Annotated in this window: 19 protein-coding genes and 1 other RNA gene; 14 read left to right on the top strand and 6 right to left on the bottom strand. The window is 40.0% G+C overall.

The window, feature by feature from the left end; genetic code table 11:
• Nucleotides 1-27 precede the first annotated feature (27 nt).
• The 5 genes from COCH_RS08030 (at nt 28) to COCH_RS08010 (ending at nt 5,787) form a co-directional block, all read left to right on the top strand.
• A complete protein-coding gene (locus tag COCH_RS08030) occupies nt 28-900 on the top strand; it encodes an OmpA/MotB family protein (protein ID WP_009410200.1) in 873 nt (290 codons plus the stop codon).
• 110 nt (nt 901-1,010) lie between these two features.
• Nucleotides 1,011-1,589 (top strand): Crp/Fnr family transcriptional regulator, encoded by a 579-nt coding sequence (locus COCH_RS08025; RefSeq protein ID WP_015782682.1) that lies wholly within the window; start codon nt 1,011-1,013, stop codon nt 1,587-1,589.
• 77 nt (nt 1,590-1,666) lie between these two features.
• A complete protein-coding gene (locus tag COCH_RS08020; protein ID WP_015782681.1) occupies nt 1,667-2,143 on the top strand; it encodes a hypothetical protein in 477 nt (158 codons plus the stop codon).
• Nucleotides 2,144-2,506: 363 nt separating this feature from the next.
• A complete protein-coding gene (locus COCH_RS08015; protein WP_015782680.1) occupies nt 2,507-4,879 on the top strand; it encodes a TonB-dependent receptor in 2,373 nt (790 codons plus the stop codon).
• A 20-nt stretch (nt 4,880-4,899) separates the two neighbouring features.
• The gene (locus tag COCH_RS08010) at nt 4,900-5,787 is read left to right on the top strand and encodes a DUF4249 domain-containing protein (protein WP_015782679.1); all 888 of its coding nucleotides are present in this window, start codon (nt 4,900-4,902) and stop codon (nt 5,785-5,787) included.
• Nucleotides 5,788-5,806: 19 nt separating this feature from the next.
• Here COCH_RS08010 and COCH_RS08005 read toward each other — a convergent pair whose 3' ends face one another.
• The 4 genes from COCH_RS08005 to aroB form a co-directional block, all read right to left on the bottom strand.
• A complete protein-coding gene (locus COCH_RS08005) occupies nt 5,807-6,721 on the bottom strand; it encodes a PorP/SprF family type IX secretion system membrane protein (protein ID WP_015782678.1) in 915 nt (304 codons plus the stop codon).
• 165 nt (nt 6,722-6,886) lie between these two features.
• Complete coding sequence (locus COCH_RS08000) at nt 6,887-7,819, bottom strand: PorP/SprF family type IX secretion system membrane protein (RefSeq protein WP_015782677.1); 933 nt, start codon at nt 7,817-7,819, stop codon at nt 6,887-6,889.
• 22 nt (nt 7,820-7,841) lie between these two features.
• On the bottom strand, nt 7,842-10,445 hold the full coding sequence (locus COCH_RS07995) for a thrombospondin type 3 repeat-containing protein (RefSeq protein ID WP_041546790.1): 2,604 nt from the start codon (nt 10,443-10,445) through the stop codon (nt 7,842-7,844).
• Between the two features lie 263 nt (nt 10,446-10,708).
• Entirely contained in the window at nt 10,709-11,809 is a 1,101-nt protein-coding gene (gene aroB, locus COCH_RS07990; protein ID WP_015782675.1) for a 3-dehydroquinate synthase, read from the bottom strand.
• Nucleotides 11,810-12,442: 633 nt separating this feature from the next.
• On the opposite strand from aroB, the gene COCH_RS07980 reads away from it, so the two are divergent.
• The 9 genes from COCH_RS07980 (at nt 12,443) to rnpB (ending at nt 20,698) form a co-directional block, all read left to right on the top strand.
• Nucleotides 12,443-13,615: an AIR synthase related protein gene (locus tag COCH_RS07980; RefSeq protein ID WP_015782673.1), complete on the top strand. Its 1,173-nt coding sequence runs from the start codon at nt 12,443-12,445 to the stop codon at nt 13,613-13,615.
• Nucleotides 13,596-14,762: a hypothetical protein gene (locus COCH_RS07975; RefSeq protein ID WP_015782672.1), complete on the top strand. Its 1,167-nt coding sequence runs from the start codon at nt 13,596-13,598 to the stop codon at nt 14,760-14,762. Before COCH_RS07980 ends, COCH_RS07975 begins: the two co-directional genes overlap by 20 nt.
• 111 nt (nt 14,763-14,873) lie before the next feature.
• The gene (locus COCH_RS07970; protein WP_015782671.1) at nt 14,874-16,229 is read left to right on the top strand and encodes a peptidylprolyl isomerase; all 1,356 of its coding nucleotides are present in this window, start codon (nt 14,874-14,876) and stop codon (nt 16,227-16,229) included.
• An 81-nt stretch (nt 16,230-16,310) separates the two neighbouring features.
• Entirely contained in the window at nt 16,311-16,916 is a 606-nt protein-coding gene (locus COCH_RS07965) for a CDP-alcohol phosphatidyltransferase family protein (protein WP_015782670.1), read from the top strand.
• The gene (locus tag COCH_RS07960) at nt 16,903-17,691 is read left to right on the top strand and encodes a phosphatidate cytidylyltransferase (protein WP_015782669.1); all 789 of its coding nucleotides are present in this window, start codon (nt 16,903-16,905) and stop codon (nt 17,689-17,691) included. The genes COCH_RS07965 and COCH_RS07960 overlap by 14 nt, the downstream gene beginning before the upstream one ends.
• On the top strand, nt 17,667-18,719 hold the full coding sequence (locus COCH_RS07955; protein WP_223375716.1) for a patatin-like phospholipase family protein: 1,053 nt from the start codon (nt 17,667-17,669) through the stop codon (nt 18,717-18,719). Before COCH_RS07960 ends, COCH_RS07955 begins: the two co-directional genes overlap by 25 nt.
• Entirely contained in the window at nt 18,716-19,456 is a 741-nt protein-coding gene (locus COCH_RS07950; RefSeq protein ID WP_015782667.1) for an SDR family NAD(P)-dependent oxidoreductase, read from the top strand. Before COCH_RS07955 ends, COCH_RS07950 begins: the two co-directional genes overlap by 4 nt.
• Nucleotides 19,457-19,538: 82 nt before the next feature.
• Entirely contained in the window at nt 19,539-20,381 is an 843-nt protein-coding gene (locus COCH_RS07945; protein ID WP_015782666.1) for a transketolase, read from the top strand.
• 11 nt (nt 20,382-20,392) lie between these two features.
• Nucleotides 20,393-20,698: RNase P RNA component class A (gene rnpB, locus COCH_RS11140), an RNA gene on the top strand.
• A 73-nt stretch (nt 20,699-20,771) separates the two neighbouring features.
• On the opposite strand, the gene COCH_RS07940 is transcribed toward rnpB, so the two are convergent.
• Both COCH_RS07940 and COCH_RS07935 read right to left on the bottom strand, forming a co-directional pair.
• A complete protein-coding gene (locus COCH_RS07940) occupies nt 20,772-23,015 on the bottom strand; it encodes a nitric-oxide reductase large subunit (RefSeq protein ID WP_009417468.1) in 2,244 nt (747 codons plus the stop codon).
• 202 nt (nt 23,016-23,217) lie between these two features.
• Nucleotides 23,218-24,003 (bottom strand): HAD family hydrolase, encoded by a 786-nt coding sequence (locus COCH_RS07935; protein WP_015782665.1) that lies wholly within the window; start codon nt 24,001-24,003, stop codon nt 23,218-23,220.
• Between the last annotated feature and the right edge of the window lie 161 nt (nt 24,004-24,164).

Raw genomic sequence — 24,164 nt, 5'->3', positions numbered from 1 at the left:
ATTGATTAATTTTAAAACATAAACTATATGAAAAAATTTATTATCGCAATGTCGGTGTTGGGATTGATTACCACATCGTGCGTATCCAAAAAGAAGTATGCTGAATTAGAAGCAAGAAACAAACAGACTGAGGATTTACTAAACACTGCTACCGTAAAACTCAATATGTGTTTAGACGAAAAGAACAACTTGACTCACAAGTTGGAGAGTATGAAAAATCAGAACGACTTGCTCAAAGAAAACAATCAGCAGCTCATCAACAATATGGGTAACCTTACTACGCTTACCCAAAAAGGTGCTGAGAACCTTGAAAAATCATTGGAAAGCTTGCGTGAAAAAGATTTAACTATCAAGAATTTGCGCGATGCTGTTACCCGTCGTGACTCAATAAACCTCGCCTTGGTACAAAGCCTCAAAGGAGTGTTGGGTAACTTAGACGACCAAGATGTAGACATCAAAGTAGAAAAAGGTGTGGTATTTATCAATATCTCTGATAAGATGCTTTTCAGCAGTGGTAGCTACACTATTTCTAAAAACGCAAAGAGCGTACTTGAAAAAGTTGCAAAAGTGGTTAAAAATAAACCTGACTTTGAGTTTATGGTGGAAGGACACACCGATAACGTAAACATCAAAACAAGTTGTATTCGTGACAACTGGGATTTGAGCGTAATGCGTGCTACCGAGATTGTACGTGTATTACAAAAAGACTTTGGAGTTGCTCCTGAACGTATGACTGCAGCCGGTCGTAGCTATTACGTGCCTTTAGCAAGCAATGGTGATGCTAACGGACGTGCCTTAAACCGTCGTACTCGTATTGTGATATTGCCTAAGCTTGACCAATTCTACACTATGATTGAAGAGGGAATGAAAGACCCTGCTATCGGTGGTAAAGGAAAATAGTGCGAGCCGGTGCGAGTCGCACTGACAATTAAAGACAATTAAAGAATTAACAAATGAGATAAGAGTCAGCAGTTAGTGTAAAGCTAATTGCTGACTTTTTTGTATGGAAGATGAAATACGAATTACTTTTAAACAAGATAAGGGGATATATAGCTCTATCGGGAAAGGACTGTATTCTTATAGAAGAGCTTTTTGAGCCTTTGTATCTTGCCAAAGGAGAGGTACTACTACAAGAAGGTAAAGTTTGTAGGCATTTCTGTTATGTAAACAAGGGATTACTGAGGCAATTTATGAATTATGATGGGAAAGAACTTACTATACACTTTAACGAAGAGAATACTTTTGTTTGCGACTATGAGAGTTTTATAACTAAAACACCTTCACAGAAAACAATCATTGCACTTGAAGATAGTGTTTTGCAAATGATTTCTTACGGTAATTTGCAACGGTTTTACAAAGAAATAGAAGAGGGTGAACGGTTTGGTAGGCTACTACTTGAAGAGACTTTTATCAAAGCAGTACAATACATCATTTCGGGACTTACTGATAGTCCGCAAGAACGTTATTCGAAATTTATGAAGCAATATAAAAATATTGAGCAACGAGTAGCACAGAAATACATAGCTTCGTTTGTAGGAGTTACTCCACAATCATTGAGCAGAATTAGAAGAAGAATAGCCTATATGTAATTTATTACCCCAAGTTAATTTTTATCTCACCACTTCTGCATTATTTTGCATCTCAGAAATTAAAAACAGAATAACAGATGAAAAGTAAAAATCTTTTTCAGCGAGCAGCTCAATTTATTGCTATTTTGGGGCTTAGTTTATTAATAGGAAATATTTCGGCTTTTATAGCGATGAATATGCTTTCTACACCACAAGACACTTCGTTCTTCTTATGGCAACGCCGATTTATAGATGCGATGGTTCAACTGGGAATGATTAAGGGAATGTGGTTGTTCCTTATAGGCAATATTGTAATTTACTTATGCCAAAGAACTCGGAAAAACTTACTATTGCTTATACTTTCAATCGCAGTATTTATATTGGGTGAGTTTTTTATCATACCCTTATCTTACGAAACTTCACTTTTAGCTTTTCAGCAGTACAAAATGAACCAAGTAACTTCTGATTTTCTTAGAATAAAACATAAAGAAGACGTTTTGGGAGGAGTCAATCTGCTTATATTGTTGATATATTGTGCGTGCTACACAGGCAGTGTGAGCCACACAGGCAATTAGCAAATTTGAAAATTAGCAAATTAGCAAATGAGATAAGAGTCAGCAGTTAGTGTAAGGCTAATTGCTGACTCTTTTGTATGGAAGAGTGGATAGAAAGTGCGAGCCGCACAAGCAGTCGTAGCACGACAGGCATTTTTTTAATTGGTAAATTAGTAGATTTTTGAAGTTGTAAGTTTAGTAAAAAAACAATCAAGCGTTGGTTATTATTTCACTAATCATTGATTAGTTTTTTGTATAAACCACAATATTGTTATACCTTTGCACTCAAAAAGACACAAAATTGATAACTTATTAAAAGAAATAGATAAGTGCTATAAACATCTTGTCTTATACTTTTGTACCGAAAAATAAAAACAGTAACATATGAAAAGAAAATGTTTGCTACTATTGTTTTTAGTAGCTACAACTGCTGTTTTTGCACAGCACAAATACACCCTTAGTGGTTCGATTGCTGATGCTTCTAACGGCGAAAAGCTCTTAGGGGTAAACTTTATCATCAAAGAACTGCACACAGGTACCTCTACCAACGAGTACGGGTTCTATTCTATTACCTTGCCCGAAGGCAAATATACCATTACCATTGAGTATATAGGCTATGGTACTCACCAAGAAACTATAGTATTAAACAAGAATATCCGCAAAGATTACAAACTGAAGCCTGAGGCTATTCAGCTTACAGGAGTAGACGTAAGTGCAAATGCCACAACCCAAAAAACAGCAGTACGCAAGCCTGAAATGAGTGTAGCTTCTATTCCTATCGCTACGGTGAAGAAACTGCCTGTACTAGTAGGTGAAGTAGATATTATCAAAACGCTGATGCAGATGCCAGGGGTGAGCAACGCAGGCGAAGCATCATCAGGATTTAACGTGCGTGGCGGTGCTGCCGACCAAAATTTAGTGCTTCTTGATGAAGCAACGATTTTCAACGCTTCGCACCTCTTTGGTTTTTTGAGTGTCTTCAACGCTGATGCTATACGTGATATGAAGCTCTACAAAGGAGGAATTCCAGCACGTTATGGCGGACGTATCGCTTCCGTTTTGGATATTTATCAGAAAGAGGGTAACAAGAACAAGTTTGGCGCTACAGGGGGCATAGGGGTGCTCTCTTCACGATTACTTGCGGAAGGTCCTATAGTGAAAGACAAAGCGTCGTTTTTAGTAGGAGGTCGCGCCTCTTACGCTCATCTCTTTCTCAAACTGAGCGACAATGAAAATTCGATGTACTTTTACGACCTCAATACAAAACTCTCTTACCAACTGAACCAAAACAATGCGCTGTATCTTTCGGGTTACTTTGGTAGAGACCTTTTTAAACTGAGCAATAACCTTACTAATGCTTATGGTAATGCTTTAGTGAATTTGCGTTGGAATCACTTATTTACTGAGAAGCTCTTCTCTAATTTATCTGCTATTTATAGCAATTACAACTATAAGTTTGACTTTAACTGGATTGATATGATATGGACTTCAGGGATAGAGAATTTCAACCTAAAATATGATTTCAAGAACTATGTATCAGAGAAGTTTAAATTCACTTATGGATTTCAAGGACTATATTATACCTTCAAACCTGGTAAAGTCCTCCCTAAATCTCCTGCCTCTACTATCAAAGAAAAGGTTCTTGACCATAAATACGCTGCCGAAACAGCTTTTTATATAGATGCCGAACAGAAATTAGGAGATGCTCTTACGGTATCGTACGGAGTGAGATTGAGCTCTTTCTATCACTTAGGAAAGCGTACTGTAAATGTGTATAAAGATGACAACCCTGTGATATTTAACGCTAGCCGACAAATCTATCAGAAAGCAACCCCTATTGGGACGAAGTACTACGGTAGTAACCGTATTATAAATTTGTACTCTAACTTCGAACCGCGCTTTACTATGAGTTATGCTTTCAACGATAATAAATCAATAAAAGCGAGTTATGCGCGTACGGCTCAATATGTACATTTGATTTCTAACACAGCTTCGCCTTCGCCTTTGAACGTATGGGCACCCAGTGATGAGTTTATCAAACCACAGTTAGCTGACCAAGTGGCGTTGGGTTATGCTTCTAACTTCTCGGACGATAAATACAGCATAGAGGTTGAAACTTATTACAAGAAAGTGCAAAATCGGTTAGACTATATAGACGGTGCGAACCTCATTGCTAACGAAGCAATTGAACAAGTATTGCTAACAGGGGAAAACAGAGCTTATGGTTTGGAACTGTTATTGCGTAAAAACACCGGTAAACTCACTGGGTGGATAGCTTATACACTCTCAAAATCGGAAATGCAAACTAAAGGACGTACCTCTGAAGAAATAGGTATCAACTACGGCGACTGGTATAGTGCTCCCTACGACAAACCTCACGATGTTTCGATTACGGCTACCTATGAGCTCTCTGCTAAATGGACATTCGGAGCTGTATTTAACTTTCAATCAGGCTTACCTACTAATTACCCCGTAGGACGTTATAACTACTTAGGAATGAGTGTTCCTGACTATAGCAAACGAAACGAATACCGCTTGCCTACTTATCACCGTTTGGATCTTTCGGCTACCTATACGCCACAACGCCCAAACAAGCGTTGGAAAAGCGAATGGGTATTCGGTATTTACAACGTGTACAACCGCAAGAATGCTGTGAGTGTTTCCTTCCGTGAGAACTTAGACACCCATAAAAATGAAGCCGTTAAACTCTCTATTTTTGGTATCATACCCAGTGTAACTTATAATTTTAGTTTCTAATACTTAAACCTCTATTTACTATGAAAATAAGAAATATTTATATTATACTTCTCTGTGCTTTAGCTTTAACTTCTTGTGAAGAGGTCATAGATTTAAAATTGGACTCTGCTCCTCAAAAGTTAGTGATTGATGCATCTCTCGATTGGAAGAAAGGAGAAACAAAAGCCTATCCTGTAGTGGACATCAGTTATACGGAAGCCTATTTTGGCGATACGCCTTCACCTGCTATTGATAATGCCATTGTGAAAATCAAAGCACATACTCAAACCCAGACGCAAGAGTACCAACTCTCGTTATGGGACGGTACTTCTACCATTACCACAGATAACGTAGCCACATTAAAAGGCGGTAGCCGTTATGTATTCCCCGCAGGTATCACTCCTGAGTTAGGCAAGGACTATGAACTTATCATAGAACTCAACGGACAAACTTATACTGCTAAGAGCAAAATGCTTGAAGCTCCTATAATACCTTCTGACAAAATAGTACAAAAAGAAAACGGAGGCTTTTTAGGTGACCAAATAGAGTTAAAATTCTACTTTGACGGTATTAGTGATGGTGTAGCCAATGCTTATTTAGTAAGGCTGACACAAAGTAGTAGCAAAAAAATTACTTACGGGACTTTGGATGACAACTATATAGCTAACTATAAGTTTTTCTTTATAATGATAGGACTCAATAATGATAAGTTAAACAAAGGAGATATTGTAAACGTAACACTTTATCGGATTCACCCTCAATACAAAGAATTTGTGCAAATGCTTATAAGATTATCAGAAGGACAAGGTCCGTTTACTATTCCTACGCGCCCCATAGGTAATATTGTGAACAAAGGAAATTCTCGTGAGAACCCTCTTGGAGGTTTTCGGGTGGCACAGTATACTACGCTCCAATATACAGTAAAATAATTGCCCGTGGGACTTGCACCTACCACTTCACTTGTACCAAAAACTCGTGAGAGTTACGCGATTGTAAATTGAGATGTGTTTGAAAGTAGGTTTCAAAACCATATCCCACTGATAAATAATAATTCGGGATATTGAAGAGCACATAAGAGCTAAAAGCCTTATCAGTGCGATAGGTAAGCCCTACCTCAGCACGGTTTAAATAGTCAGTAGCTACAGTGAAGTTTGTTGAGGCATCTTGTTTTTTAGCAAGACGTATTTGTACGCTTGGTTTTAGAGTAAATTCAGAAGAGATATGCCAATGATAGCCCGCCATTGCATAATACAACATATTCTGGGCGACGGAAGTCATTACATCATTCTCCATACCCACTTTATCAGAAGCAAGCATATTGGGGATAGATAGCCCTACATAAAAGTCACGCAATTCATAATAAACTCCAGCTCCAAAGTTGAATTGGAACTTCCCCGAGATATCTTGCAAATAGGGGTCGTAGCGCGTAGCATTCTGTCCCGTATTGTACAAGTGATTATATGTGCGTATTTGGCTTATATCAATATTATAAAACTCTCCTCCAAACTTAATTCCTCCTACGATATTAGAATGTTCGTTTATAGGCACTCTATAAGAAAAGTCCCCAAAAACACCCGTTTGCTTCTGGATAAATACTTTATTATTGGTTACTGAAAGCCCTAAGCCCACGCGGTCAGTTATCTTATGAGTGGTAAAAAAGGTTTGCGTTTGGGGAGCTTCATTCATTCCACGCCATTGATTGCGAATATCTGCTGAAATAGTATGCCCTTTTTCCACACCCACTACAGCTGGATTCGCCAAGTTTTGGTGTTGTTGATAAAATATGTACGTAGGATGTATAGATTGAGCTTGTAGTGCTCCTGCGATAAACAAAAAAACACTGATAAGTAATCTTCTTTTCATTCTGATAATAATTTCTTCTAATAAAGGATAAGAGCAAATTGTAACTACAAAGGCTCCAATATTTGAGTAAAGACAATATAAACTAACAATTAGAAACAAAAACAACTCAAACACTTAAATTCTAAATTACAATAACACTCCTTGTTTTATCTTCATCTCTTAGCCTTACCATTTAAATTGCACCAAAAACTCGTGAGAGTTGCGCGACTGTAAATTCATATGGGTTTGAAAATAGCTCTCAAAACCATAGCCTATAGATACATAATAATTAGGAATATTAAATAATACATAAGCATTCACAGCTTTATCTGTGCGATAAGTAACCCCTAATTCTGCTCGTTCCAAAAAGTTTCCTGCTACTGTAATATCGGTCGAGGGATATTCGCCTTTGGCTAAGCGCATCTGCAAACGCGGTTTAATAGTGAAATCGGGAGTAAGACGCCAGTAATAGCCTGCTATGGTATAGAAGTACATCGTTTCGGCTAAAGAAGTCATTTGGTCATTATCCATTCGCACCCTATCGGTAGCAAGCATATTAGGGATAGAAAAACCTACGTAAAAGTTAGGGTGGTCATAATACAGCCCTGCCCCAAAGTTAGTCTGGAACTTTCCTGAAATGGTTTGCAAATAAGGGTCGTAATAATAAGTAGGGTGCATACGTGTGCCATTAGGGTAATATTGGTTATACAAGCCGTTATAATACGTCATATCACTTCCGTCTATATTATAGAAATCACCGCCAAATTTAATTCCTCCTATCAATCGCGAGTTGTACGAAATGGGTATTGCATACGAGAAATCGGCATAAATGCCTGCTTGTTTCTGTATAAATACTTTGTTGCTTGCCAATGAAAAACCTAACCCCACACGGTCACTCAAACGATGCGTAGTAAAAAAGGTTTGCGTTTGTGGGGCTTCGGTCATTCCTCGCCACTGGTTGCGTATATCTACCGAAATAGTATGCCCAAACTCCATTCCCACTGCTGCTGGGTTTATTAGGTTTTCGTGTTGTTGATAAAAAATGTACGTAGGGTCTGTGGCTTGTGCGTGCAAAGCACTTGTGCCTATTACCAATATACTTAATAATATCTTTTTCATAGGATTCTGTGTTTTTCTCTTCTTAATAATTAATGTAAATCCAAAGTTGTTTCTTGTTCTTTTCACTGCCGTCAATGCTGAAAACGGCTACATACGAACCTCGTGGCACTAAGGTACCGTCAAACTTTTTACCATCCCATTGGTTCTTATACCCGTGAGCCGAGTAGACTAATTGCCCTAAGGTATTAAATATATACAGGGTGTTATTAGGGTATCGTTCAGCACGCGCTATCACATAAGTATCATTCACCCCATCGCCATTAGGGGTAAAAGCGTTGGAAATAAGCACATAATCCACCTGTGGGTCTTGTGCATTCGGGATTCCGTCGCCATCTACATCGTCATCACAAGCGTCGCCTATACCATCATCGTCTAAATCAGCTTGGTCTGGATTGTATACATTAGGACAATTATCTTGGTCATTTAAGAAACCATCTCCATCTATATCGTTATCGCAAGCATCTCCTATGCCATCGTTGTCAGTGTCTTGTTGGGTAGTGTTAGACACGGTAGGGCAGTTATCCAAAACATTTAAAATTCCATCACCATCCATATCTTCATCACAAACATCGCCTATACCGTCATTATCAGCATCAGCTTGGTCAGGGTTGGCTACTGTCGGACAATTATCCATACGCGAAGGTATACCGTCATTATCCACATCGTCATCTTCTTTTACGGTGATAGTCCCTGCATTCACTGCCAAAAATAGGTTCTCTTCTGCTTTCACCATAAACCTTCCTTGCTGCGTTTTAATAGCATCAGGCACACTTATTTCAGCTTTCCCGTTATTAGGTAAGCCCGTAGCTAAGGTATGCGAAAAAGTAACTCCCCCGTCAGTCGAAAAGAGTATCTTCACTTTTTCGGCATTCACAGGTGCTTTATCAGTATTAGCTACATTCCACTGCAAACTTACTTTTTGTCCTACATACCAAGTGCTTTGCTCGGTATGCGAACTCACTTTAAACGGACCCGCGTCTGCACTCACTACCACATCAATGGTTTTATAAGCTGTATTTCCTGTTTGATTGCTTGCTAAAGGACGGTCGATAACCATAAAAGTCCAATGCAAGGTACGCCCTATGTTGAGCACTGTTTCCCAAGCATCTCCTTTTTTAGGATTCTGCTGGGTGAGCGTACCCGCTACTATACGCTCCAAACGCGGGATATAGCGATATGATTGTGCTGAGGGTTTCATAGAGCGTGCCGTAGCTCCTGAACGTATTGTAGGTGAAAAATAATAATTACCCGTTTCTGTATAATTGTCGCTTTCTTCCCACGTATAAAGCAACGCATCGCCATCAGCATCGGTAGCAGTACCTTCTAATAAATAAGCAGTTCCATACGGAATAGTATAGCTTTTCAAGTCGGGTATCTCAGGAGGGGTATTGCCCGTAGAAATTTCGGTAGCACAAGACTTGCCTTGTAGGTTATCTGTAATGTCGTAAATAGTGCGGTGATGAAAATAAGGGTCAGCATTCTGTTGTACATCATAATATCGCGTAACTCCTGCGTAGCTCATAATAGTAGTACCACTCCCTGGTTCCATCTGCGACCCCGACCCATCTTCTCTGCGATAAGAAAAAGTATGCCGTGCCCCCAGTTGATGTCCTATCTCGTGAGCTACCACATCTATATCAAAAGCACTTCTATTGCGTACGTAAGCAAACGGATAAGACGAAAATCCCTGTCCTTTGAGGTCGTTGGTACACACGCACCCTATACAACCTGCATTACCTCCTTCTGCAGCATTGTGAAACAACTGCCCTATATCATAATTAGCATTACCTATCTTGTTGTCCAAAACTTCTTGCAGTACACGAGCTTTATTTTTGTACCATTCTTTTTCGTAGTTAATACCCGTAAAAGGGTCAGTATCTTTAGTCTCATATACTATACTATCGTCCGAAACTAACTGAAAAACAATCGACAGCTGTTGCCCATAGACCTCATTTACACGGTTTAGCGTACTGACTATTTGGGCAAAAGCTGAAGCCTTTCCCCAGAAATAATCAGTATATTCGTGGGTGCAAGCAATTGCAATGCGAAAAGTACGTTGCATAGGTTTAGTCTGAAATGAAGGGCGTTGAGCCGCTTTACTTTCCTGCAAAAGAGTAGGCACATCCAATGTTTTACAGTCTATGAATGCTTTTTCAACATCCTTACGACGATAAACCCTGTAATAAACACCTTCTTTATCTTCTGCTTCTATAAACGAATAGCTCAACTCTTCTTCCATAATAGCATCAAGCCCATAATCGCTCCACGTAAAACGAATATGTTTAGAGGGGTCAGTTACTGATTTACCCACAAAAGTTTTAATAGAAGGATATTTTCGTGCAACTGCTTCCGAAAGAACCTGCGTAGGTGCAATGCGATAAGTAATGAGTGTTCCGTTGGCATCAGGTATCTGAACGGTAGCCTCACTGCGTCTACTATCGGTTTCCAAAGCACGTGCAAACGCCTTTTTATTCAGTGTAAAATACTGATAATTGGAGTTATTAGTAGTGACTGCTACACTGCGCTGAGTCGAGAAATCAGCCTTGCGCCAATAATTCTGTGCCGACCCTTGTAACACCACCAAAATAAATAACCAAAAAATACTATTGTAATTGCTATATCTCAATGTTTAATTCTTTATATACTTTTTATTTCTTTTGCTTCCTCACTTAATTTTCACCAAAAAAAATCACTGTCACGTCCTAAAAAAGGTTGTCATAATTAATTATTGTTTTATTAGTCAAATTTTCTCATCTCCCCATTTTCCCATTCCCTCATTTTCTCATTTCCTCATTTTCTCATTTCCTCATTTTCTCATTTCCTCATTTGCTAATTAATCCGCCTCCACACACCCAGCAGTGAGCCCTCACTGGCTTTACCTTTTACCTCTTATCTCTTACCTTTTATCTCCCCGTGCGACTCGCTATAGTACTCAAACGCCTCGTAAATCTCTTCCTCAGGCACTACACAATCCGTTTTAGGCTTACCTATCTCCTCTAAAAGCACAAAGTGTACTCTGCCCGCTACATTCTTCTTGTCAAAACGCATCAACTCACAAATATCCTCAATATCCTCTTTATGAAAAGTTTGTTTGCTGAAATACTCTCCCAACACGCTTTTCACCTTATCGCATTTGCCCTTAGGAAAGCCTAACTTTTTCACCGATAGGTAAGTAGCCAACACTATTCCTATCGCAATAGCCTCTCCGTGCAACAAACATTGGCGATTGGGGTTTTCCAAGCAATACGACTCGATAGCGTGCCCCAGCGTATGACCGTAATTCAGTATTTTTCTCAATCCACATTCTTTCGGGTCTTGCATTACCACCTCGTTCTTTATCACCACCGATTCGTGAATAAGACTGTCTAAATCAGCTAACGAAAGGCTTCTCAAATCACACATTTTGTTCCAATAAGCCTCCGAGCGAATAAGTCCGTGCTTAAACATCTCTGCCATTCCGCTACGCAATTCCTCAGCAGGTAACGTTCCTAAATATTGCGAGTCTATCACCACCCCCAACGGATTGTTTATCACTCCTACAAGATTTTTCAAAGGACCTAAATCCACCCCCGTCTTCCCCCCTACCGAGGCATCTACCATTGCCAGTAAACTCGTCGGCACATTAATAAAGGGCACTCCGCGCATATAGGTAGAAGCCACAAAGCCTCCTAAATCGGTTACCACTCCTCCTCCTACGTTTATGAGCAAGCTCTTGCGGTCGGCTCCTAATTCTGAAAGTGCGTGCCACACTTGCGTACAAGTATCGAGGTTTTTATGCAGTTCTCCCGCTTCTATTTCTATAATTTCTATCGGAATATCAGTAATGAGAGTAGGTAAAAACACAGGCAAACATTTTTCATTGGTATGACTGTCCACCAACAAAAACAGCTTCGAAGGACGTTTTTCCGCAACCATTCGATTGATAAAATCAGTTCCTTCCTCATTAAAATAAACGTTGTAATTTCCAGCTCTGATAACATTTGCTTCCATCAGTACAGAATTTTTGGCAAAAGTAGTAAAATAATAACAATTGTACAAATTCCCCCTTTCAGCACCAAAAGACCGTCATTTACACAACACATTTACTCCTTCTATTCACCTTACATTCATCTTAGATTTATTGTTTCTTCGTTCATTCTTCGTTCATTCTTCGTTATTCCTTCGTTATTCCTTCGTTTATTCATCACTGTTGACCCATTGTAGACCCACTGTTGACCCATTGTAGACCCACTGTAGACCCACTGTAGACCCACTGTAGACCCACTGTAGACCCACTGTAGACCCACTGTAGACCCACTGTAGACCCACTGTAGACCCACTGTAGACCCACTGTAGACCCACTGTAGACCCACTGTAGACCCACTGTAGACCCACTGTAGACCCACTGTAGACCCACTGTAGACCCACTGTAGAGCCACTGTAGAGCCACTCATTGTTTAATTATCCTATAAGCTTTGTATAATCCTCTCCCAATTTCACCATTAACCATTAATCATTAACTACAAGCCTTCTTTCACTTATTGTTCGTTCATTCCTTACCTACCCTTGTGGCTCACACCACACTGTACCAAATTTGCTAATTGATAAATTATTCTTACCTTTGCCTCTCAAAAATAAACTATAATGGAAGTAAGCAAACGTTATGCACAACGCGGAGTTTCGGCAGCCAAAGACGAAGTGCATAAAGCTATCAAAAATATCAATAAAGGATTATTCCCCAAAGCCTTTTGTAAAATAGTCCCCGATTACCTTACGGGCGACGACAACTATTGTCTTATAATGCACGCCGATGGCGCCGGTACCAAGTCGGCTTTGGCATATATGTATTGGAAAGAAACCGGTGACCTAAGCGTGTGGAAAGGCATTGCACAAGATGCTCTCATAATGAACATAGACGATTTATTGTGCGTGGGAGCAGTCGATAATATTATGCTTTCGTCCACCATTGGGCGCAATAAAAACCTCATTCCTGCGGAAGTCATTTCAGCTATTATCAACGGAACAGAAGAGCTGATTGCAGAACTCTCTGCCTTTGGAGTGCATATCCATTCTACAGGGGGAGAAACTGCCGATGTGGGTGATTTGGTGCGCACTATCATTGTCGATTCTACGGTTACAGCGCGCATAGAACGCCGTAAAGTGATTGATAACGCAAATATCAAAGCGGGCAATGTGATTGTAGGACTCGCCTCCTACGGTCAAGCTACCTACGAAAACGAATACAATGGCGGTATGGGTAGCAACGGACTCACCTCAGCGCGTCACGATGTGTTTGCAAAAGTATTAGCAGACAAATACCCCGAAAGTTTCGATGCCTCTGTCCCCAGTGAGCTCGTATATGCTGGCACGAAACAACTTACCGACAAGGTAATTGGCAGTCCGTTAAACGCTGGCAAACTCGTTCTCTCTCCTACTCGTACCTATGCTCCTATCATCAAGAAGATATTAGAAAAGTACAACAATACCCAAATATGTGGTATGGTGCATTGCAGTGGAGGCGCACAAACTAAAATTTTGCACTTTGTAGATAACTTGCATATTATCAAAGACAACCTTTTCCCTACCCCTCCCCTTTTCAAACTCATTCAAGAAGAATCAAAAACCGATTGGAAAGAGATGTACCAGGTGTTCAACTGTGGGCATCGTATGGAGCTCTATGTAAAGGAAGCCATTGCAGAAGATATTATCACTATTGCAAAATCATTTAATGTAGAAGCGCAAATCATAGGTAGAGTAGCTTCATCAGATAATAAATGTCTCACTATAAAAAGCGAATATGGTACTTTTGAATACTAAATTAAACATACGAACTGATGTACGATGGGCATTCACCTATTTCGTTATAGTAGTGTGCTTGGGTATCTTTATGCGCTCGGTACAAGTAGTGGACTATCCTTTCGATTTCAATTATCGAAATATCGTGCATACTCATTCGCATTTAGCACTTTTAGGGTTTGTATACGTACTGCTCTCGGCTATTTTAGTGCGCACTTTCATTCCTCTTAACGCTCAACTTCACAAACGTTACCGATGGCTGTTCTACGTCACTCAGTTATCGGTATTAGGTATGTTATGTAGCTTTCCTTTTCAAGGATATGGGGCTGTTTCTATCAGTTTTTCATCAGTATTTATCTTCTGTACCTATTTTTTTGCGAAGTTTTTTATGAAGTATGCCACTTCCCCTTTTGTAAAAATGGGAATTTGGTATCTTATCCTATCGAGTTTGGGAATATGGCTAATGCCCGTAACCATAGTGAAATATGGCAAGTTCTCTGATATGTATATGTGTGCCATTGCCTTCTTTTTGCACTTTCAATACAATGGTTTTATGCTCAGTAGCCTAATGGGACTCTTTATAAAAAAATACGGTTGGGACGTTCAATATCCTCAACTCATCAAGCGCGTATTCATTCTGTTTCAAGCGGGAATTATAGGTTCGCTTTTCATCTCTTGGGTAGGCTATTTTAGCTATCCTATTTACTATATCGTAGGAGGAGCTTCGGTGCTTATTTGGCTCATTGCGGTAGTGATGATATTGCGTTTATACCTAAAAACTCAACCTAAGAGTTTTTTAGCTACTGTATTTATCAGTTTCTTTATCGCCAAAGTAGTAATGATGTTCACAGGTGCTTTCCCTGTTCTTACGCCTTATTTGTTTAAAAACATCGACCTGTTGATAAGTTACTTACACTTTAACTTTCTAGGGATTGTAACCATAGGTCTCTTGCTGTTTTTAGAAGAAGTATACAAAGTAAACCGATGGCTCGTTTATCTGTTTCTTTTTGCTTTTATCACCACCGAGGTACTCATCACCTACAAAGGGTTTTCAGTAATTGTAAACTATCCTATTTTCAGTAATTTTTATGAATGGTTATGGGCATTCACTGCTCTTTTTTACTTTCCCGCAATAGGGTGGTTCATCGGTAGTTTTAAAATAAAATAAAGTAGAAAGTTTCGTTTTTCCAATATAAATACTACTTTTGCAAATTGGTTAGTGCAATTAGGCACATCTTTTGATATAATAACAGAACGTTTAAAGTTAATAACGAAGTTTATGAATAAAACAAAAATTTGGTCAGCACTTGTAATATTGTTGTTCACTACTCCTTTTTTTGCCCAAAACAATGAGCGCAGAAAGGTAGATGGTGTAGCAGCGGTAGTAGGTGATTATTTGATTTTAGAATCAGATATCGACAAGGCGTATATTGATTTGCAACAGCAAGAGGTAGACACTCGTGAAATCAACCGTTGCCAGATGCTCGGCAAACTGATGGAGGATAAACTCTACGCTCACCAAGCTGTGCAAGACAGTGTGAAGCTCACCGATAGCGAAGTACGTGACCAAGTGAACCAACGTATTGAGTTTTTGACCGCTCAGTTAGGTGGCGACATTAAGAAACTTTTAGAGTTCTATAAAAAAGACGACGAACAATCTATGCGCGATGAGCTTTTCAACCTCCTAAAAGTGAGTATGCTCGCTCAGCGTATGAAACAACAAATTATAAAAGATATAGAAGTAACTCCTGAGGAAGTACGTACTTTCTTCAACGCTATTCCAGCCGATGAACGTCCGCACTTTGGTACTGAATTAGAAATCGCTCAAATTGTAGTCAATCCTGTAGCTCCCAAAAGTTCGGTACAAAAAGTAATAAACCAACTCAACGATATTAAAAAAGATGTAGAGGAAAACGGTATGAGTTTTTCTACCAAAGCCATTCTCTACTCCCAAGACCGCGCTACTGGCGGACAAGTACTCACCTTCAACCGTAACTCTGCTTTTGATAAAGCTTTTAAAGACGTAGCCTTCACTCTGCGGGAAGGAGAAATATCTAAGCCCTTTGAGTCTAGCTTCGGTTGGCATATTATCCAAATGGACAAGATTCGCGGTAAGGAAGTGAGTGTACGACACATCTTGTTAATGCCTGAAATTCCTCAAGAAGCTCTCAACGAGGCTAAAGAGAAGATAGCCAAAATACGCGACCGTATTGTAAACAAAGAGCTTACTTTCGACGAGGCTGCACGTAATTTCTCCGATGAAAAAGAAACCCGCAACGATGGCGGTCAGCTTATCAACCCCGAAGACCTTTCTACTCGTTTTGAGCTTACCCGTATAGAGCCTACACTTTACGCTCGCATTTCAGACCTTAAAGACAATGAGGTATCAGTACCTTTCCTCGACGAAGATAGAACAGGCAAAAAAACTTATAAGATTTACCAAATCACCAACCGTATTGAGGAACACCAAGCCGACTTTGTAAAGGATTACGTAAAGATACAAGATTTAGCTCTGAAAGAAAAACAACTGAAAGCCATCAGTAAGTGGATGAAAGAACATATCGAGAAAACTTACATTTCAGTAAACGGAGAATACAAGAACTGTAAGTTTGAAAACAATTGGCTTAAGAAATAATTAGTAAATAGTGAAAAGCAAGTTTTGTTTTTCACTATTTTTTATTACTTTTGCCTCATCAATGTTTATATAGCTCAGTATATGATTTCCGTTTACAAACTAAAACCTAAATTTCAGCAGTTGCTACACCCTATCTTGCTGTTCTTGCATCGTAAGAAAGTAACTGCAAACCAAATAACGATAGTTGCTATTTTGTTTTCTTTAATAATTGGAGTGCTCTTTTGGCAAGCCTCTGAATGTCGTTACTTCTTCTTAGCCTTACCTATAGGCTTACTCTTGCGTATGATTCTCAATGCACTCGACGGAATGATGGCTCGCGAGTTCCAGCAAACCACTTCTTTAGGTGAAATCCTCAACGAATTGGGTGATGTGATTTCCGATGTGTTCATCTTCTTCCCTTTGCTGAAATATCACCCCGAAAGCCTTTATTTAGTAGTTATTTTTATTGTGTTCAGCGTTCTCAATGAATTTGCCGGCGTAATGGGCAAAGTGTTAGGCGGTGAAAGACGCTATGAAGGACCTATGGGTAAAAGCGACCGTGCCTTACTAATAGGCATTTACGGACTTTTAGCTTTCTTGGGCGTTTCTATCACTTCTTACTCAGCGATTATCTTCGGGATTATAATTGCTTTACTGTCCCTCAGCACCTTTATTCGTCTCAAAAAAGGACTTTATGCCCAACACTAATAGCCATAGTAAGTTTGCCGATGTACCTCTTCGCATTAGGAGTTGGGTATTCATTATTGCTGTTTTCGCAGGAGCTGTATATAATAAACTTACGATGCGTATTTTTATATGTTGGGTGAGTTTTCAATGTTTAAAGGAGTTAGGACGGCTCTTTTCTTTCAATACCCGTTATTTACCTATTGTTATCGCTATACTACAAGGCGTTTTACTTTTCTGTTTTCCTCATTATCAAATTTATTTATTAGGGGCTATAGTTCTGCTCATTATTTCAGTTTTAGGAACTTTCTTTGTAGTCAAAAACGAAGCACCTTATATAGCCCTCTCTTTGGGTATCGTTCTATTTGCTTATCCTCATTTGTTTTTTTTACTTTCAGTACCTAACGGCTTACTATGGGTTATCTTTTTAGTTGTTTCCACCGAACTGAACGACGTGTTTCAATACTTATCAGGTAAATGCCTTGGCAAACGGAAAATACTGCCCGAGGTGAGTCCAAATAAAACTATAGCAGGTTGCGTAGGAGGAATTTTACTCACACCTTTAGTAAGCGTGTGTTTGGCATATGTGCTCGGTTTACAAGCGTCCCTTCACACGTGGTTGCTCTTAGGAGTAATTATTAGCTTTTTCGGCTTTTGGGGTGATGTATGTATTTCCTTTCTCAAACGCAAAGCAGGCGTAAAGGATACTGGCAACCTTATTCCTGGTCACGGCGGACTTTTAGACCGTATGGATAGCCTTTTGTTTAACAGTATATGGTTCTTTCTATGGGTACAGTGAAAACATTCCATCGCTCCTTAGTCTTCTCAGGAGGAGGTACACGTTTTGCCCTTTATGGCGGTATGTACAATGCTTTAGATGATTTAGGCAAAACTCCTTCGCTACTGATAGCCTCTTGTGGAGGTGCTTTTGCAACTCTAATCATCAACGCTTTTCCTGCACATACTGCTCGCAAAGCCTACCTGCAATCCGAAGAATTTTATAACTTCATCAAGAGCCTTTCTCTCACCCCTTATAGTCAATTATACCGTATAGGCTTTTTAGCTCTAAAAAAACAATACGACAAGAGGCAAGCTCCTTATATTGAAGATGTGTATCATCGCTATTTGGTAACAATGGCACAAGACCTTTCTAACCTATTGCCAAGTGTCTCGAAAGTGCACTTCTCCTCTACCCTACCTACTATTATTGTCGGTTCTAAAATGTTATTCACTCCTGATGAATGTGGCAAACGGAGAGGGGCTCGTAAGCTTTACCAAAAAGTACTCTTTACCGATACACAAACTGCAAGACATATAAATCTGCAAACCATTCAAATCTCTTCTGATAACTATTTACAATCCGCAGTTGCTAAAGATATTCTCCTTAAAACAGAGATACCAATGCTCACAGCTGCTCGCATTTCAGTTTCTGATATGTTCTACGTAGCTCCGGTAAATATAGCAGATGATGTATTTGCAGGAGGCGCAATAGATTTACTACCTATAGAATTAGCAAATGCTCTTTCGCAAGAAGTGATAAGAGAGGAAAAACAGCCTTATAGTTCTACTGAAGAAGCGTTAGTGCGTGCAGTTTTAGGTTTTAGTGGCAACGAGCGTTTAGCCGAAGTAGCACAATATCCCGCTCAACTCATCGATACCCGCGATGCTACTATGGTCTTAAAAGGATTTTACTCAGAGAAGTATATCAACTGGAAGCGATGTGCGGTAGGTATTCACTTTCCAAAAAACTACGCTCACTATCGTGAACAAATAGAAAAACAATGGAACTACGGTTATCAAACTACAATAAACGCTTTTAAACAATGAATGTATTTATCATAGGAGGCACCTCAGGCATAGGGTTAGCATTGGCGAGCTATTATCACCTACAAGGCAATCGCGTAGGCGTATGTGGAAGAGATTTGCAAAAGCTCACTGATGAATCGCGTTTTGAGAAGTACCAAGCCGATGTAACCAATATAGTGCAATTACAAAACGTTATACAGCAATTCGTAGGTGAGAGGGCTTTGTCGTTGCTCATCAATTGTGCAGGTAGTTATGCTGAAGATGTAGCAAATGAGATTAGCTATGAAGAGGCTGTGGCAATGCTTCAAACCAATATTATGGGAGCTGTGAACTGCTTAGAAGTTGGACGAAAAGCAATGTGCCACACAGGCGGACAAATAGTCTTACTTGCTTCTATTTCAGGTATTTTAGACTACCCCGAGTCAAGCCTATACACCAAGACCAAGCGTAGTGTGATACAAATAGCCGATGCTTATCGCCGTGCTTTACGTCGGTATGGAATCGCAATTACTACCATTGCTCCAGGCTATGTAAATACCCAAAAACTACGCGACCTCAACCACAACGACCTCTCTAAGAAACCTTTTCTTGTAATCGAAGCCCAAGCTGTGAGGGAAATCACGCAAGCTATTACTGAAAAGAAAGCATTGCTTTTATTCCCAAAACAAATGAAATGGTTAATGCGTTTCCTCTCATATATGCCCTCTTTCCTGCTTTCAAAGATAATGTATAAGAAAGCTCATTATATGAAGAAATAAAATTTATTATCCTTTCGTTGTTGCTTTTGTCTTTAAAAATTGTACCTTTGCGGTATTAAAAACGTAAAACAGAAGAAATACAATGAATATCCAACAACTTACCGACCTTACTACGCAGGTGCGTAGAGATATCCTCAGAATGGTTCACAATGTAAATTCAGGTCACCCAGGGGGCTCTTTGGGTTGCGCTGAATTCCTTGTATGCCTCTACAACGAGGTAATGGATATCAAACTACCTTTCTCTATGGAAGGTAAAAACGAGGACTTATTCTTCCTCTCTAACGGACATATATCGCCAGTGTTTTACAGTGTATTAGCACGACGTGGGTTCTTTCCAATAAGTGAACTGAACACTTTCCGCTTGCTCAATTCTCGCTTACAAGGACACCCTACACCTCACGAAGGGTTGGAAGGTGTGCGCGTGGCTTCGGGTTCATTGGGACAAGGGCTTTCAGTAGCGATTGGGGTGGCTTTGGCTAAAAAACTCAACGGCGATAACCACTTGGTATATACCCTCCACGGCGATGGTGAACTGCAAGAAGGGCAAATATGGGAAGCGGCAATGTACGCCGGGGGTAAAGGAGTGGACAACCTCATCGCTACTGTCGATTACAACCACAAACAGATTGATGGACCTACTGATAAAGTAATGCCTTTGGGCAACCTTCGCGCTAAATGGGAAGCCTTTGGTTGGCAAGTAATCGATATTGAAAAGGGTAACGATATCGCCTCTATCTTAAAAGGATTGGCAGATGCAAAAGCTTTAACCGGCAAAGGCAAACCCGTGTGTATCTTACTCCATACCGAAATGGGTAATGGGGTAGACTTTATGATGGGCACTCACGCTTGGCACGGCAAGGCTCCTAACGACGAGCAATTAGCCAAAGGCTTAGCACAGAATCCTGAAACTTTAGGAGACTACTAATAAAGATTAAAAGAGCAAATCAGCTTATCGCTACGAAAGTAGAGGAAAGTCTGGACACCACAGAGCATCATAGCGGGTAACACCCGTCCGCCGCGAGGCGAGGACAAGTGCAACAGAAAGAATGTATGGGTAATGCCATAGTGAAATCAGGTAAACTCTATGAGGTGCAACGTCGCGTAAACCAGCGTTTGAGGGTTGCTCGCCCGATGTTGGAGGGTAGGCGGTTAGAGCTAATGAGCAATCATTAACCGAGATAAATGATAAGCACCTGCTCGGTAAGAGTAGGTACAGAATCCGGCTTATGATTTGCTCTTTTTTATACCCAAAAAAGCCAAAGAGCTGTCCTCAAAAGAGGACAGCTCTTTGGCTTTTTCAAGTTTATTTTGTAAATTATCGCTTGTCTCTTAATGACCAACCGGTTTTAAGTCCAATGATGAAGTATACCAATAGCAATTCACCTATTGCTAAGAGTATATCACCTGGAATGCGTAACCAACGTATGGTTTGCATCAAATCGGTGTGCATAAACTCCTCAGAACGCGCTGACCAATAGCCGTTTTGAATAGCTTCTACTGCTTGCATAATACCTATAGGAAGTAAGCTTCCTACCAACATCACAAGCAACCCTATATTTATCAACCAGAATGCCCAACCAAGAATCTTGTTATTCCAGTGACGATCAGGATACAAACCGCGAAGCACAAACAAGATAAGTCCAATACCAAGGATACCATATACCCCAAAGAGGGCTGCGTGTCCGTGAACTGCCGTAGTGTTCAATCCTTGAATGTAGTATAAGGCAATAGGCGGGTTAATGGCAAAACCAAAGATACCTGCCCCAAGGAAGTTCCAGAAACACATCGCAATAAAGCAATAGATAGGCCATTTGTAGGCTTTTATCCACTCAGTAGATTTAGAAATCTTGTAGTTGTGATAAGCCTCATATCCTATAAGTACCAAAGGCACAATCTCCAAAGCACTAAAAGTAGCTCCTAAGGCTAATACACCCGTAGGGGTAGCACTAAAATACAAGTGGTGGAATGTACCCAATATACCCCCTGCTAAGAATACAATAGTAGAGAACAATACTGAGGCACTCGCCACTTTCAAGCGTAACAAGCCCATACGTGAGAACAAGAAAGCAGCCACTACGGTAGCAAATACTTCAAAGAAGCCTTCTACCCAAAGGTGAACTACCCACCAACGCCAATATTCAGCAATAGCCATATGTGTTTGGCGACCGTACATCAAGCCTGCTCCATAGAAAGCTGCAATAGCTATAGAAGCCAATACAAAGAGTAATAACAAATGGCGGTTTTCGTCTTTTTTACGCAAAGCAGGCAATAAAGCTCTTACCATCAAGAACAACCACAAGAATAAGCCTACAAGCAATAGTATTTGCCAAAAACGACCCAATTCTAGATATTCATAACCTTGATGTCCAAAGTAGAAGTTTTCTACTAAGCCTAATTTTTGCATCACGCCAAACCATTGTCCTGCCAAAGAACCTAACACCACTATCAGTAGGGCAATAAAGAGTATATTTACCCCCAATTTTTGATATTTAGGCTCGTGTCCTGATACTGCAGGAGCTATGTAAAGTCCTGTAGCCAGCCAAGAGGTTGCTATCCAGAAAATAGCCAACTGTACGTGCCAGCTACGCGAAATAGCTTGTGGAAATATCATATCAAGGGGAATACCAAAGAAACCTCCTCCTTCTACACCATAGTGCGCTGTAATCACCCCTGCCACCATCTGTACCAAGATAAGTAACGATACTATCCAAATGTATTTAAGGGTAGCTTTCATTGAAGGTGTAGGTTTCATACCGCGCATTGGGTCTTCCGCAGGAAGATGCTCATTTTCTTCTTCCTCTTTGTTGCTTGCATGATAATACACCAAGAGTCCTACTCCGAAAAGCAACATCAGTACGCTAAATCCTGACCACATTTGTAGTGAAGTCGAGGGGTGATTGCCTATCACAGGGTCGTAAGGCCAGTTATTGGTATAGGTTACATCGCTATTAGGGCGATTAGTGCTACATACCCAAGAAGTCCACGTAAAGAATGCATTCATCTGTTGCATACGCACAGGGTCTTTGATAGCATTCTTCGGAATCGCGTAATGAGTGCGCGTTTCACTTAGCGAAGGGTCGTCCATAAAGAGTTTGGTGTAATACGCAGCCAACTCTTTAGCCACCTGAGCACGCTCTGGCGAGAAGGTAATCACACCTGTTTCTTGGTTAAAGGTGTTCGTACGCAACTCTTTGCGCAACTGCACTTGGTACTTCGCTTGCTCATCTTCAGGTAGGTCTTTGTACACCTTACCGTCTTTCTGAGCAAAAAGCTCTAATAGCAATACCGATTCGCGGTGTAGATAATCAGCATTCCAGTCGGGTGCTATATAAGCACCGTGTCCCCAGATACTACCTACGGTTTGACCACCCATCGATTGCCAAACATTCTGACCATCTTTAATGTCTTGCCCTTCATAGAGCACTTCCCCATTGGTCGTTACAATCTTTTCGGGGAAAGGAGGTGCTGTACGGTATATTTCTACACCGAAGAGAATCAGCACAAGGAATGAAGCAGCTACTGTTGCTCCAAGCCAAATCCATAATTTCTTAGCTGTCATAAATAAAATATATTAGTGTTTTTGTAATTTCTGGGTGCAAAGATATAAAAGATAATTGTATCTTATATGCCTTTTGTATTATTTTTTTACCTTCAATTTTAAAGTTTTCTCCTAAAAAAGAATATTACCTACTGAAAATCAATAGGTAACCTTCCTTATTTTTTTATGAGTTTTGTACTACTTCTTTTCTGCTATTCTTCTTTTATTTTATCAAATGTTGTATAGTTTTCACTACCCCCGCCTCGTTATTATCGTATTCAGTCACGTAATTAGCAATAGCTTTCAAAGCCTCTTGGGCATTCTTCATCGCGTAACTCATCTCAGCGGTTTGTATCATTTCTACATCGTTCATATGGTCGCCAAAAACCACTGTTTCCGATGGCAAGACACCTAATTTCTCTTGCAGACGTCTCACCGCCACCCCTTTATTCACATCACTTCGGGTAATATCAAGCCATATCTCTCCTGAGACCACTACATTAAAATCATTCTCATACTTCTTCAAAAGAGGATAGCTATTGGTCCTTGAAATTCCTTCATCACAAATAGTTATTTTAAAGATGTCATCATTCACTTCCGAAAAGTTCATCACCTTTGTATGAGCGGGATAATGTCTGGCTATTTCATCAAAAATAGTAACACTATCCGTCTTAATGTAGGCATTCTCTCTCCCACAAAGCGCTACCCCTATTTGCCCAATCTGTTCACAAGTTTCCAATATGGGGCGAATACCATTAGGGTTCAATGGGTTTTCAAAAAGCGTCTCCCCTTTGTATATTAGCGAAGCTCCGTTATCAGGAGCAAAAGCTATCTCGTCTTTAATAGGTGCAAAAAGCTCGTGCAAACTCTGTATTTGTCGTCCACTCGCCACGCAAAAATTAATTCTACGGGCTCGTATCTCCTTAAAAACTTCCCAAAAACTCTCAGGTACCTCTTTCTGATTATTCACCAAAGTACCATCAATATCCGTTACAATAAGTTTTATCATACATTCTAATTTTCGGCAAATATACAAAATTATTCACACATATCGTTCAAATATGGTTTTCATATATCTAAACCATCTCCTCACTTCCGTTTCACTTCGCTTTATTTCCCTCAAAACTACCTCTTTTTCTCATCTTTTAACCACTCACTTTCAAACACTTA

The organism is Capnocytophaga ochracea DSM 7271 (assembly GCF_000023285.1).
GTDB lineage: Bacteria > Bacteroidota > Bacteroidia > Flavobacteriales > Flavobacteriaceae > Capnocytophaga > Capnocytophaga ochracea.
The sequence above is the reverse complement of the archived record's forward strand: the minus strand, read 5'-3'. Positions and strand labels throughout refer to the sequence as shown.